The organism is Clostridium algidicarnis, from assembly GCF_000703125.1.
GTDB lineage: Bacteria > Bacillota > Clostridia > Clostridiales > Clostridiaceae > Clostridium_L > Clostridium_L algidicarnis.
Genome location: NZ_JNLN01000001.1, coordinates 2930938 through 2945100 on the forward strand (window position 1 = coordinate 2930938; position 14163 = coordinate 2945100).

Sequence of the window (14163 nt, forward strand, 5' to 3'; positions counted from 1 at the left end):
TATTTATTAATTGCAATTTTAATACCTTATACATAATTTCATTTTATACCAATATATATAATTAAACAATATGTTTAATAGTTTTCCTACAATTAATATGTTAATTAGGCTTTAAAATTGTCTTTATACCTTTGTATCATGTTTTAAATTTATTAACTTTCTGATATAATATATAAGATAGTCACAATATATATTGTGAATTATTATTTTTTAATTTCACATATTTTTATGCTGTGTTATAATACACTTTAGTAGTAGCATATCTATATATATTTATTTTACAAAGCATTAATAAATTCATACATTATATTATTAGAAAAGGAGTTATAACTATGGGTTTTAGAGAAAAATTAGCTAAGCACTATACAGATGCTTATATAACTAAGTATGGAGATAGATTAGCACAAATTCAAGGAAATGTAGTATCCGTTAAAGTAGAAGAGAAGACTATACTATGGCTGTTTCATAAAATAAGTGCAATATTAATTGTAAGACCTGAAAGAAGTAAGGGAATAGTAAAGTGTATTTACAAAAAACATAAATGGTTCAAAAAACCTGGCTTCATAAATATTAATCCAGGTCACCTTCTAGTTATTCAAGGTCTTAAATCAAAAAAGGGTAAAAAGTCTAAAGATAATAAAGAATCTATTGAGATAATGAATATCATGAATCTTACTACAAAAAAAGATTTAGTACCAGTTGATAAATCTCAGTTAAAAAAATCGCAAAAGGTTCAAAGAATAAAGCAATAATAATAAAATCTCTTCTCTAATATATTGGGAAGAGATTTTATTTTATTACAAAATCATATTACTTTTAATTGATCTACATAATTCATTTTCTACTTAATATTAATACTATTTATATCTAATTAATAAAAACTTGTTTAACCTTTATAATGATCTTTCTTATAAAGATACAATCCATTTATAAGTGTAATTATACCAGAAAAAAATACTATAAATAACCACTGACCAATTCCTAATGCTGTAGTTTTAAATATGTTTTGAAATAAAGGTATATAAATTATGCCTAAAAGCATCAATACAGATATTAAAACCGCTGCTAATAAATAAACATTAGTAAATGGATTTATCTCAAATATAGAGTGATTTTCAGACCTACACTCAAAAACATGAATAAGTTGAGATAAAACTAAAGTACTTAAAGCCATTGTTCTACAAACTTCAAGACTCATATTATAATATTTACCTACAATAAAAGAGAGTAAAGTACATATGCCAATAAGGCTACCTCGTATTAATATCTTTTCACTAAGACCATGTGAAAATATACTTTCATCTTTATGTCTAGGCTTTTCTAACATCACATCTTCCTCTGATGGGTCTACCCCTAAAGCTATAGCTGGAAGTCCATCTGTAACTAAATTAACAAAGAGTATTTGTATAGGTGTAAGTGGATTTTCTAAATAAAATATAGATGCTAAGAACATAGTAAGAACTTCTCCAAGATTACAAGATAAAAGATATCTAATAAACTTTCTTATATTATTATAAATAGTTCTCCCCTCATCTATAGCTGCTACTATTGTGGCAAAATTATCATCCATTAATATCATAGATGAAGCCTCTTTTGTTACATCTGTACCGGATATTCCCATGGCTATACCTATGTCAGCTTCTTTAATTGCTGGTGCATCGTTAACGCCATCCCCTGTCATTGCCACTATGTTACCTTGATTTTTAAAAGCCTTTACTATTCTTAATTTATGGCTTGGACTTACTCTTGCAAATACCTTTATATTTTTTACAGCCTTTTCTAGGTCTTTATTTTCAAGATTTTCTATTGTATTACCAATCATCACATCATCTATATTAGTACAAATACCAAGTTCTTTTCCTATGGCATAAGCTGTATTTTGATGATCCCCTGTAATCATAATAGGTTTTATGCCTGCCATTTTACATCTTAAAACTGCATCTTTTACCTCAGGTCTTGGCGGATCTATTATACCTGCTATGCCTAAAAATATTAAATTTGTCTCTAAACTATCTCCCTTTGATAAATTCTTATCTTTATAAGCTGCAGCTATGCACCTTAATGCACTTTTAGACATTTCATCCACTGCATTTAGTATTTTTTTCTTTTTATCCAAGGTAAGCATTTCTACCTTACCATTTTCATAAATGTACCTACATCTATCAACTACTCTTTCCGGTGCTCCTTTAACATAACAACATTCTCTACCATTTTCTCTAATTATTACAGACATCATCTTTCTTGTAGAATCAAAGGGTATCTCATGTACCCTACTTGATCTTAAAACAAAGCCTTTAAGGTCCTTAGGATTTTTATAAAACATTTTAATCAATGCTACTTCTGTAGGGTCTCCTCTTAATGAATCTTTTATATTTTTTGCTTCAAAGTCATAAGAGCAGTCATTACAATATACAAAGGCCTTTTTTAACAATATGTTATCTGATAAACTTATCTTTTCTAAATCATAGATATGTTGATTTTGATATACAACTTTAACTTTCATTTTATTTTCTGTAAGAGTTCCAGTTTTATCGCTACATATAATTGAAGTGCATCCTAAGGTCTCTACTGCTGGTAGCTTTCTAACCAAAGCCTTCCTTTTTAACATCCTTGATACACCAAGGGCTAAAGACACTGTAACTATTGCAGGTAATCCTTCTGGTATAGCTGCAACAGCAAGACTTACTCCAAGTAAGAACATTTCAGTGGGCTCTTGTCCTCTACTGATACCAACTAATGTAACTATTGCACAAATGCAAAGACACATTACTACAAGCACTCTACCAAGAGAGGCTAACTTTTCTTTTAAAGGCGACTTTTCTTCTTCTATGTTTTGGATCATATCTGCTATCTTTCCCATTTCAGTTTTCATACCTATGGCAAAAACTCTAGCAGTACACCTTCCTTTTAATATGGTAGTTCCCATAAATAACTTATTTTCCTTAACACCTATGCCTTTATTTGCTCCTTTTGATTCCCCTGTAAGTATGGATTCGTCTACCACAACATTTATACCTTCAAGTAGGATAGCATCAGCTGGCACCCTATCCCCTGCCTCTAGTATGACTATGTCTCCTATTGTAACACTCTTAGCATTTATAACTGTAATCTTTTCATCACGTAAAACTTTTGCTGTAGGTGCAGCGATATTTTTAAGTGCTTCTAGCGATCTTTCTGTTTTATATTCTTGAATGAACCCTAAAATAGCATTTATTATAACAATTATTATTATTGTAATAGCATTTGCCATATCCCCCATTATTCCTGATACTATAGTTGCTGCAATAAGTATCCAAGTTATAAAGTCGTTAAATTGAGATAAAAATATAATTAAAGGTGATATCTTCTTTTTCTGATAAAGTTCATTAAATCCGTAAACTTTTTGAAGTCTTTCAGCTTCTTTAGTTTTTAGTCCCCTATATAGTTCTTTTTCTTGAAACATTTCTTGTCCTCCTCCTTACAAACTTATGATGTTTTTAAAATTCTCTTCACAATATTTATTGCCTATAGTAATATATGTTTCATAAGGATACTTTACAACTTAAAAGTTTGTAGCTAAAATAGATTAATAAAGATTTATAAAAAATCTTTGAAAGGAGTTATTTAAAATTGAAAGATGTAATATATATATCAGGGCATAAAAATCCAGATAGTGATTCTATTTGCGCAGCTATTGCCTATGCTGAATTTAAAAATAGAACAGAAGATACCGAAGCGGTTCCTGTAAGACTTGGGGAACTAAATAGAGAAACAAAGTTTATTTTAGACTACTTTGAAGTGGAATCTCCAAAACTAATAGAAACTGTAAAACTTCAAGTTTCTGATTTAAATATAGATAAGATAGCTCCTATATCACCAGACATATCCCTTAAAATGGCTTGGAACATAATGAAAAAACATAACCTTAAGACCTTGCCAGTAACAGATGAAAATGAATACTTAAAAGGTATAGTTTCAGTATCTAATCTTACCTCAACATTTATGGATGTTTGGGATACTAATATACTTTCTAAAAGTAATACTAAACTAGAAAATATTTTAGAAACCTTATCTGCAAAACCAATTTTTATTTATAAAGGGTCAACTAGCTTTAAAGGTAAAATCATAGTAACTGCTATGAAACCCGAAAGCATACAATGTTTAATTGAAGAAGGAGATATTGCAATTGTAGGTGATAGAGAAGATAATCAACTTATTTCTATAAATGCTAAATCCTCTCTAGTCATAGTTACAGGAACTCAAGAAGTAAGTGATGCTGTAATAAAAAAAGCAGAAGAAAATGGTTGCACTCTAATTTCAACCTCATATGATTCCTTTACCACAGCAAGGCTTATAACTCAGAGCATTCCTGTGGAATATGTTATGGCGAAAGATAATATAATTAACTTTTCTACAGAAGATTTTGTAGATGATATAAGAGATGTTATGATTGAAACTAGATATAGAAGTTATCCTGTTGTTAACATTGAAAATCGAATAATAGGAAGTATTTCAAGATACCATCTAATATCAAGGAACAAAAAAAAGGTTATACTCGTAGATCATAATGAAAGAGGTCAATCTGTAGATGGTCTTGAAGATGCTGAAGTTTTAGAAATAATTGATCACCACAGAATTGCTGACGTACAAACAGGTACTCCAATTTACTTTAGAAATGAACCTGTTGGAAGTACCTCCACAATAATAGGATCTATTTTCTTTGAAAATGGCATTAGGCCTTCAAAAAAGGTAGCTGGTATATTATGTGCTGCTATAATTTCAGACACACTTTTATTTAAGTCCCCTACTGCTACTAATGTAGATAAAATGATACTTAAAAGATTAGCTCAAATAGCTGACTTAGATGTAGAAACTTTTGCAAAGGAAATGTTTAAAGCTGGTACTTCATTAATAGATAGAACTGCCGAAGATGTATTCCATCAAGACTTTAAAATATTTAACCTTGGTAATATGAAAATTGGTGTGTCTCAAATAAATACTATGGACATAGAAAGTTTCTTGCCTATAAAGGCAGATATGATAAACCTTATGGAAGCTAAAGCTGTTAAAGAAAACTTTAACATTTTAATATTTATGTTAACAGATATATTAAATGTAGGATCAGAGATTATGGCTAGTGGACCAAGTAAAGATATGGTATCAAAAGCTTTTAATATAAAACTTAATAATAAGGAATCTGTATTCCTACCAGGAATCTTATCTAGGAAGAAACAAGTAATTCCTCCTTTAAGTACTGCTATAACTATGGTTAAATAAAATTAAGTAATAGTACCTATAGGACATAAAAAAAGAAGAAATAAATTATATTATTTCTTCTTTTTTTTATTTAAATATTAATAAGTCTTAAGTATGCTAATAAAATACATATTAAAAGTAATCATATTTAGTTAATCTATTTATATAAAAATACTACTCCCATAAACATTGCAAAAAATATAAATGATAGGGCGTAGGTGACACTTAAATAATCCTTTATACAATATTCATCTATTTTACTATTATATACTCCATATTCTTTAATATAATTTATAGAATCTTTCTCAAAGTGATGATAAAAGTTTACAGATTCTATATAAGCTGCCATTATCTCTATATTAAGGAGAGGCTTTGTAAGAGAGTTTTTAATATAATCTCCTTTAAAGTCTATTTCAAACTTTTTATTTCTAAAGATATATATAAAGTAAAAAAATAGCTGAATAATTAGAGCTGGTAATATGTTTAAAACATTGTGTAATATTTTAAATATATCATAATCTTTAAGTTCGCTAATATTATATATTAAAAAGTATATGATACCTACAGTATTAGAAAATAGAGCTATATAAAATAGTGGAGCTACAAATCCACATAAAATTGACTTGCAAGCTAAAGTTATTGACCCATAAAATTTTATAGGTCCTTCATGCTCTAAATTTTTCTTTTCACTATTACTAATATCTATAACTATAAAGGCTATTATAAAATTTGTTATTTCATTTTTGGGAGCTATTTTCATTAAATTATATACAAGAAATATAAATATTATATAAAATATATTCACTAACATTTTATATCTAAACCTTTTCTTAAGTATATTGTCACAGTTTCTAAAAACAACTTGTCTTTCTGCTTTCCAAAAAATTATACTTATTAAGCACCCCAATATATATCCAATTCCCATAAATCTTCTCCTTAAATAAATACTATACTAATGTATATTTTAATATAGAAGGATATATTCTAAACTCTTAACATTCTTATAAAATATTATAATTAGACATAAAAAAACAGGAAAGTCTTTAGGTCACATCCTAAACTTTCCCGATTCATTAAATCACTATCTTCCTCTAAGGTTATTTATTAATCCCCACATTTCATCTGCTGTTTTAAGACTTTTTGAATTTAATTCAAAAGCTCTTTGAGTTAATATAAGCTGAGTGAATTCTTCTGACATATCTACGTTAGACATTTCTACAAAACCTTGTCTTAAATCATAATCTGATGTTTCAACTACTTCAGCGCCTTCTACTAAGGCAAAATAGCTTTCTCCAACAGAAATTAAAGCCTCATCTCCTACAGGTTTATATAGTGGTATTCTTCCTATCTCTACCCTTGAGTTAGCACTCCCACTATAAATAGTACCATCTTTATTTACGGTTAATTTGCTACTTTCAAGACCTGCATTGTTTAAATCTACTCCATCCTTATATTCTATATTTAGGTAACTTCCCATATCATCTACTAAAGTGCCTCTAGCTATATCTATATTAAAGGATCCAGCTCTTTTATATACAATATTGCCATCTGGCCTTGTAAGTCTAAAAAGTCCATCACCATCTATAGCAAGATCAGTGTTTATACCTGTTTGTTTTAGGTTTCCTTGAGTAAATACCCTTATACCCTCTGTACTTCTTGAACCTCCACCATTATATGGATCCACTTGTCTATTATTATTTTCAGTTAGAGGATACCCTTGTCTATTTAAAGTTTCATACATAAGATCTTTAAATCTTACATCTATCTTTTTATATCCATCAGTATTGGAATTGGATATATTATTTGATATAGAATCTATTTTATTTTGATTTGCCATCATAGCAGTTTTACTATTCCAAAGTGTTCTTAACATATGTAATCTCCCCTACCTTACAGCACCTATTTCATTTGCTGCCTTATTTAATGTTTCATCAAGAGTTTGTACAATCTTTTGATTTGTCTCGAAGTTTCTCATTACAGTCATCATGTTAACCATCTCTTCTATAACATTCACATTTGATCTTTCTAAAGCCTTATGTTTTATTAAAATATCTTCTGTGTTAATAGGGTTTTCACCTTGATATAAATTATCACCTATTTTTTTAAGTCCTTTATAATCTTGAAAGTCTACAGTACTTAATCTATAACCTTCTACATCATTTAATTTTAGGTTCCCGTTATAATCCATAGTTAACTTTGCATTGCCTACAAATATAGGTTCTGTAGCACCAGTTCTACTGTTTATTCCCATAACATCATCACCACTATCTGTAACCAAATAGCCTCTAGAATTAGTATGAAAATGACCATCCCTTGTATAAAACGTACCATTACCATTTGGTGGGTTTTTCCTCACTGTAAAAAAGCCTCTGCCCTCTATTGCAAAATCAGTTTCCTTATCTGTAGATTCAATAGATCCTCCAGTAAAATCAACTACTGTCTCATCTATTTTACTCCCAAGTGACAATCCTCCTATAGTGTTTCTTACATTCTTTCCACCTGAAACCTTATCATAGTTTTCTATTAAAACATCTCCGAAATTCTTAATTATAAGGCTATCTGATTTGTATCCTACAGTATTTGCATTGGCCATATTAGAAGATATGACATTTTGATTTGCTTCTTCAGCTATTAGTCCCGATACTGCAGTATATATACCTCTTATCATTACTCCACTTCCTTTTTGTTTATAACTTTAAATTCTTCTGGATAATCCATTCCATAAATTCTAGCCTTTTCTTCTATCTTTTCCCTAGTCATAGAGTTTTCAACCTTATAACTAAACATAAAAACAACTCCAATAAGTATACCTACGCCTATACCAAATAAAATCTTTCTATCGCTAAAAAAAATAAATACATCTTTTATTTTTTGTATAATTCTTTTATTAATAGTACTTCCCCCTTGCCTAGATTAAGCTCTGTTGAAATCTCATCTACATCCTTACCTATAGATAGAAGCTTTATTACTGCTGTAACTTTATTATTTTCATCTGTTTTTTCTTTATTTTGATCTTCTTTATTTTGATCTTCTTTATTTTCTTCTTCTTTATCATTTTCTTTGTCTTGTTCTTTATCGTACTTAATCACACTATGCTTTAGTAATTCTATATCTTGTTGTATTTCTAAAAGGCTTTCTGCTACATCTTTCCTTATTTCACCTATAGCAATATCAGATGGCGTCATAGACCTTTCTTTTTCATCTAAAACATCTTTAAATTTTTTATCTTCATTTTTTATAGCCTTAATATTAAAAGTTATAAGTAATACCGCTATAATTATAAGAACTATTGGCATAGAATTCACTCCATTTGACTATATTTTAATTTTTTCATAGCTATTTTTAAATTTACTATAGCTCTAGTATGAAGTTGACATACTCTAGACTCTGAAACTTCTAACACTTTTCCTATTTCTTTTAGTGTAAGTCCCTCATAATAGTATAATGACAATACTAACTTATCTTTTTCTTTTAATAAATCTAACCCTTTCACAAGATACTCAAGCTTTTCCTTTTCTTCTAACATATCTGATGGTGATGGGCTTAATTTATCTTCTATAGACCCCATGAGATTCATCTCATCCTCTTCATAAAAAACTAAGTTTTCAAGTGATACCATAGATATATAATTTATGCTATTTTCAATTTCAACTATATCATGAATAGAGATACCTAATTCTTTTGATATTTCATTTACATCTGGTTCTCTCATAAGTTTATTTTGAAGCATATCTACTGCCCTATTATATCTGTTAAGCTTGTCCATAGCAGTTTTAGATATAGGTGCATTTTTTCTTATCTCATCTATCATGGAGCCTTTTATTCTTATAGATGCATAACTTGAAAATTTCATACCCTTACTCTCATCAAATTTATTAAAAGCATCCATAAGTCCTATCATACCACAGCTTAATAAATCTTCGTAATCTATGTATTTAGACTTTCCAATTATAACCCTAGATGCTAGATATTTAACTAGTGGAGTGTATTCCTTTACCATTTCTTCTTTTATCTCTAAATTCTCTAAATTCCCCACCTTTATCCCTCCTTAAGTGCAGCATTTCTCTGCTTTCTCATAAGAAGAAAGACAAATTGTATAACCTTTTCTATGGTTTTCCCATCCATATCTATAAAAGATATTCCACAAATATTTTGCTTATTTTCATCTTTTATGCTTCTTAACACTCTGCCTTTAACAAAAAGTTCTGTATCATCTATTGTAAGCTTTGATATGATAATATCTCCTAAAGATAATTCTTTAGATGTTTTTATCTTCATACCGCCGCCACTTATATCTATAATTATAGCATCTTCAAAGATACCCTGACCTAAATTTATATTTGAATTTAACTTATCTTTTAAGATATAATATTTTATATTGTGGCCATAAAATACCCTTACATAATTTCTTCTTTGAACCTTTTTTACATCTTTCGGGTGTTCTATATATATCTCATGCAAATTGTCCTTAATATCTCTTCCTATAACCTTACTATGAAACTTATATATATCTTTAGAGTTATAATATGTAACCTCTATATAATCTCCCTTTGATAAGGTAAGATATCCTCCTTCAAGCATTGGAATATTTATAGTAATAAACTTATCGTTCACATCCATTATATTGCTCTTATAATACTTTTTATCCCATTCTACTTCAATTTTATTATTTATATTTATGACTAAATCCTTCAAATCAACCCAACTCCCTATGAAAATATACTAAATATTTTTTTAAACAAACCTTGAATTCCAATCCCCATAGTTTCTTCTTCTTTACTTCCATTTATCTTTTCTGCTATAGATAAAATGTCATTTGATGCTACAGATAAAGGATACGCAAGCACAAAAGGCTTTTGACTCCTAACTGCTTTTGTAACTTTTTTATCATCTAAAATTGTTCCTAAATATACAGCTTCCATTTTTAAAAAAGAATTCATTGCATTTTTTAATTTATTGTAGGTTATTTCACCTTCTTTGTAATCTGATGCTCTATTAATTATTATATTAACTTTACTTTTTAATTTAAAATGACTTACAGCTTTTAAAAGGCTATAAGCATCTGTAATTGATGGTGGCTCTGGAGTTGTTACTACAATAAGTTCTTCTGCTGTAGATACAAAAGCAAGTACAGTTCTGCTTATTCCAGCTCCAGTGTCCATAAGAATAAAGTCCAAATCTTCTAAAGATGTTAATTTACTAAGAAATTTTCTTCTTTCATCATCAGTAAGCTCCTCTATCTTATTTACGCCAGACCCACCTGGTAACAGCTTTATTCCAAAAGGTCCTTCTATAAGCACCTCTTCTATTTCTTTATCTTTATCTATTATATCAAAAACATTGTATTTAGATATAATTCCTAAAAGTACATCATCATTTCCCATACCTATGTCCGCATCAAAAACCATAACTTTATTACCTAATCTTTGGAGAGCAATAGCTAGGTTAACCACAATGTTACTTTTTCCAACCCCTCCTTTTCCAGAGGTTATGGTTATTATCTTTGGGCTTTTATTAGTCTTATGATCATAGGCTATTTCTCTTAGTCTTTCTGCCTGATCTAACATATAGTATCCTCCTGAAAGATTAACTTAAGAAGTTCTTCTTTGCTTAAAACTTTAATATCATCAGGCACATTTTGTCCTGTGCTTACAAGACTTAAAGGCTTACTTGATCTATTTAATATCTGTAATATTGACCCATAAGAAGATGTTTCATCTAATTTCGTAATAATAACATTATTATATTTAAGTATTTTATAGGCCTCTGTTATAAAATCTATATCTTTATCCTTAGTTGTACAGCTTAATACTAGATATATTCTTGCCTCATCAATCTTATTTATATAGGACCTAAGTTCAGATATTTGCATTATATTTTTGCTACTTCTACCTGTTGTATCAATAAGTATTGTGTCCATATTTTCCATGGATTTTAAGGCTTCCTTCATTTCTTTTTGATTCATTACTACTTTAAAGTCTATACCCATAATATCTGCATAAGTTCTTAGCTGATCTACAGCACCTATTCTATAGGTATCTAAGGTTATAAGTCCAACCTTCTTCTTCTCTATAAGAGAAAGCTTCCCTGCAAGCTTTGCAATAGTAGTGGTCTTCCCTACGCCTGTTGGTCCCACAAATATAACCTTTCCAATAAAATTATCCTCTGTAGATATATTTATACTATTTAATATTACCTTCTTTACTTTTTCTTTCATATCTAAAGGATCTTTTATATTTTTTGCATCTTCTATTATATTATCAACTAAAAAGCCATCTATATCTAGTCCTCTAAGAAACTTTTTCATTTTCTCTATTTCTATATATTCTTTGGAGTCATTTAAATCTCCAATTTTTTTATGACTATCCTCTATAATTGAATCATCTTTTTTTATCGAAAGTTTATTTAAAATATCTTTCATTTCTTTTATTTGCTGAGTAAGTTCATAATTGTCTTCTTTATGTAATGAGCTATTTTCGTTATCCTTTTCTAAATCTTTATTATTCTCATCTTTTATATGAATATTTGTTTTAGGAATTATAATATCATCTTTTATTGAAGGTTGGTTATTGCTCATATTGTTTTCAATCTTATATTCACCTTCATTTTTAATTATATTACTTATGGTTTTTAAGCTGTCCTCCATGGATTCTTCTTCTTTTTTAGAAGAAGGATTTTCAGCTGCAGCGGTTACTTCTATAACCTTTTTAGCAAAAAATCCTTTTATACCTGGCTTTCTTATCTTTCTTTGACTTATAATTACTGCATCTTTCCCAAGTTCATATCTTATTCTTGTCATTGCTTCATTCATGTTGTTTACGATATATTTCTTAATAATCATCTATATACTTACAACTCCTTCAGCCTTAATTTCTACATCATTTGGTATCTCATTTAATGATATAATTGCAATATTAGAATAAACCATCTCAATTAGTTTTCTAAAAGCTGGCCTTATTTTAGGAGATACTAGTATAACTGGTTGATTATCATAAAAGTAAACAGTATCTAGAACATTCCTTATAGCTGTAAGTATTCTACCTGTAGTGTCTGGATCTACTGCTGGAAAGCTTCCACTCATAGTCTTTTGAATATTGTTTGATACTATATCCTCAATACTAGGATCAAGTGTTGCCACAGTAATTGTTCTATTTTCATCAATAAAAGCATTGCAAATGGTTCTTCCAAGGGAAAATCTTACGTATTCTGTTAAAAGTTCTATATCCTTTGTATTTTTAGAGTTATCTGCTAAAGACTCTAAAATAGTTACCATATCTTTTATAGGTACCTTTTCTCTTAGTAAATTTTGAAGTACCTTTTGTACTTCTCCGATAGTCATAAGATCTGGAATTAACTCCTCTACTACAGTGTTGTACTTTTCCTTTACAGAATCTATAATCATCTTAACTTCTTGTCTTCCTAAAAGTTCATGTGCATGAGCTTTTATGGTTTCAGTTAGGTGAGTTACCATAACTGTTGTAGGATCTACTACAGTATATCCTTTGATTTCGGCATCTTCCCTTTGGTCTTTATTTATCCAATTAGCTGGCAGACCGAAGGTAGGCTCTACTGTTTTTATTCCTGCAATATCTAAATTTTCATTACTTGGATCCATACATAAAATCATATTTGGCATAAGCTCCCCTGATTGTATTATGGTACCTCTTATTTTAAATACGTACTCGTTAGTCTTCAATTGGAGGTTATCCCTTATCCTTATAGGTTGAACAACTATGCCCATCTCAATTGCACACTGCCTTCTAACAGAAGATATTCTTTGTAATAAATCTCCTCCTGTAGACTCATCTGCTAAGGGTATTAACCCATAACCCATTTCTACTTCAATAGGTTCAACATTTATTAAATTCATTACATCTTCTGGTTCTCTTCTCTCTGTTTCCGTTATTTCTGCTTGTTCTGTTTCCATTGCCATAACTACCTTTTCATTTGCTTCTTTATAAAGAGCATAAGCTAGGGCACCTACTGCCACAGCTAAAAACAGGAATGTAAATGTAGGGAGTCCTGGTATTATTGCAAAGAAAAACAAAGTAGCAGAAGCAAGGGCTAAAACTTTTGGAAATGCTGTTAACTGCTTGATTATTACATTACCAAAATTTTCTTCACTTCCTGATCTTGTAACTAAAATACCTGAAGCTGTAGATATTAATAGAGCTGGTATCTGGCTTACAAGTCCATCTCCCACTGTAAGACTTACAAAGGTCTTAGCTGCAGTTGATGCATCCATTTTAAGCATAACCACACCTATGATTATTCCACCTAATATATTTATAATAGTTACTATAATACCTGCAATAGCATCTCCTTTTACAAATTTAGATGCTCCATCCATAGCTCCATAAAAGTCTGCTTCTTGTTGCAACTTTTTTCTTCGATCCTTAGCTTGCATTTCATCTATAAGTCCTGCATTAAGATCTGCATCTATGCTCATTTGTTTACCTGGCATAGCATCTAAAGTAAATCTTGCTGAAACCTCTGATACTCTACCAGCACCGTTTGTAATTACCACAAATTGTATTATTATTATTATTAAAAATATAATTATTCCTACTACATAGTTTCCCCTAACAACAAAGTTTCCAAAAGCATTAATTATTTCACCTGCATAAGCATCTGAAAGTATAAGCCTTGTAGATGATATATTAAGTCCTAATCTAAAAAGTGTAGTTATTAGTAGCATTGTTGGAAAAGCAGAAAATTCTAAAACCTCTGTTGTAAATAAAGTAAGTAACATTATAACCACAGATATAGTTATATTAAGTGCTAATAATATATCTAAAATCCAAGCTGGCAATGGTATTATTATCATCATTACAATGCTAATTACACCAATTGCAACTATTACATCATATTTAGTTCTTATATCAAAACTATATTTTTTCTTTTCAGCCAAAATTAATCACCCTTTAA

General features: G+C 29.4%; 12 protein-coding genes. 2 read left to right on the plus strand and 10 right to left on the minus strand.

Translation table 11 applies throughout. The features are described 5' to 3' along the window. Window positions 1-332: 332 nt before the first annotated feature. Window positions 333-752: a hypothetical protein gene (locus BV55_RS0114070; protein ID WP_029453448.1), complete on the plus strand. Its 420-nt coding sequence runs from the start codon at window positions 333-335 to the stop codon at window positions 750-752. Window positions 753-886: 134 nt separating this feature from the next. Here the strand turns inward: BV55_RS0114070 and BV55_RS0114075 are convergent, their stop codons facing one another. Next, entirely contained in the window at window positions 887-3442 is a 2556-nt protein-coding gene (locus BV55_RS0114075; protein WP_029453449.1) for a calcium-translocating P-type ATPase, PMCA-type, read from the minus strand. A gap of 167 nt (window positions 3443-3609) precedes the next feature. On the opposite strand from BV55_RS0114075, the gene BV55_RS0114080 reads away from it, so the two are divergent. Then, window positions 3610-5256, plus strand: coding sequence for a putative manganese-dependent inorganic diphosphatase (locus BV55_RS0114080; protein ID WP_029453450.1), 1647 nt, complete (start codon window positions 3610-3612; stop codon window positions 5254-5256). A 136-nt stretch (window positions 5257-5392) separates the two neighbouring features. Here BV55_RS0114080 and BV55_RS0114085 read toward each other — a convergent pair whose 3' ends face one another. The 9 genes from BV55_RS0114085 to flhA all read right to left on the minus strand — a co-directional run bounded on the left by BV55_RS0114085 (window position 5393) and on the right by flhA (window position 14149). After that, window positions 5393-6160, minus strand: coding sequence for a hypothetical protein (locus tag BV55_RS0114085; protein ID WP_029453451.1), 768 nt, complete (start codon window positions 6158-6160; stop codon window positions 5393-5395). Between the two features lie 156 nt (window positions 6161-6316). Continuing rightward, window positions 6317-7108 carry a flagellar hook-basal body complex protein gene (locus BV55_RS0114090; protein ID WP_029453452.1) on the minus strand — a complete coding sequence of 264 codons (792 nt, stop codon included), beginning with the start codon at window positions 7106-7108 and terminating at the stop codon, window positions 6317-6319. 12 nt (window positions 7109-7120) lie between these two features. Continuing rightward, window positions 7121-7903, minus strand: a complete 783-nt coding sequence (locus BV55_RS0114095) for a flagellar hook-basal body complex protein (protein WP_029453453.1) — start codon at window positions 7901-7903, stop codon at window positions 7121-7123. A 196-nt stretch (window positions 7904-8099) separates the two neighbouring features. After that, complete coding sequence (locus BV55_RS0114105) at window positions 8100-8531, minus strand: DUF6115 domain-containing protein (protein ID WP_029453454.1); 432 nt, start codon at window positions 8529-8531, stop codon at window positions 8100-8102. A 5-nt stretch (window positions 8532-8536) separates the two neighbouring features. Then, window positions 8537-9235, minus strand: a complete 699-nt coding sequence (locus BV55_RS0114110) for a FliA/WhiG family RNA polymerase sigma factor (protein ID WP_051652564.1) — start codon at window positions 9233-9235, stop codon at window positions 8537-8539. 38 nt (window positions 9236-9273) lie between these two features. After that, entirely contained in the window at window positions 9274-9930 is a 657-nt protein-coding gene (locus tag BV55_RS0114115; RefSeq protein ID WP_029453456.1) for a flagellar brake protein, read from the minus strand. Between the two features lie 14 nt (window positions 9931-9944). Continuing rightward, on the minus strand, window positions 9945-10802 hold the full coding sequence (locus BV55_RS0114120; RefSeq protein WP_029453457.1) for a MinD/ParA family protein: 858 nt from the start codon (window positions 10800-10802) through the stop codon (window positions 9945-9947). Beyond that, complete coding sequence (gene flhF / locus BV55_RS0114125; RefSeq protein WP_029453458.1) at window positions 10796-12076, minus strand: flagellar biosynthesis GTPase FlhF; 1281 nt, start codon at window positions 12074-12076, stop codon at window positions 10796-10798. The genes BV55_RS0114120 and flhF overlap by 7 nt, the downstream gene beginning before the upstream one ends. Then, window positions 12077-14149: a flagellar biosynthesis protein FlhA gene (flhA, locus tag BV55_RS0114130; RefSeq protein ID WP_029453459.1), complete on the minus strand. Its 2073-nt coding sequence runs from the start codon at window positions 14147-14149 to the stop codon at window positions 12077-12079. It lies immediately after the preceding gene. Window positions 14150-14163 lie beyond the last annotated feature (14 nt).

Bases quoted from the DNA above. Each gene is read 5' to 3' on its own strand.
- BV55_RS0114070 (WP_029453448.1), top strand. From the start codon at position 333: ATGGGTTTTAGAGAAAAATTAGCTAAGCACTATACAGATGCTTATATA.
- BV55_RS0114075 (WP_029453449.1), bottom strand. From the start codon at position 3,442: ATGTTTCAAGAAAAAGAACTATATAGGGGACTAAAAACTAAAGAAGCT.
- BV55_RS0114085 (WP_029453451.1), bottom strand. From the start codon at position 6,160: ATGGGAATTGGATATATATTGGGGTGCTTAATAAGTATAATTTTTTGG.
- BV55_RS0114090 (WP_029453452.1), bottom strand. From the start codon at position 7,108: ATGTTAAGAACACTTTGGAATAGTAAAACTGCTATGATGGCAAATCAA.
- BV55_RS0114095 (WP_029453453.1), bottom strand. From the start codon at position 7,903: ATGATAAGAGGTATATATACTGCAGTATCGGGACTAATAGCTGAAGAA.
- BV55_RS0114105 (WP_029453454.1), bottom strand. From the start codon at position 8,531: ATGCCAATAGTTCTTATAATTATAGCGGTATTACTTATAACTTTTAAT.
- BV55_RS0114110 (WP_051652564.1), bottom strand. From the start codon at position 9,235: ATGGTAAAGGAATACACTCCACTAGTTAAATATCTAGCATCTAGGGTT.
- BV55_RS0114120 (WP_029453457.1), bottom strand. From the start codon at position 10,802: ATGTTAGATCAGGCAGAAAGACTAAGAGAAATAGCCTATGATCATAAG.
- flhF (WP_029453458.1), bottom strand. From the start codon at position 12,076: ATGATTATTAAGAAATATATCGTAAACAACATGAATGAAGCAATGACA.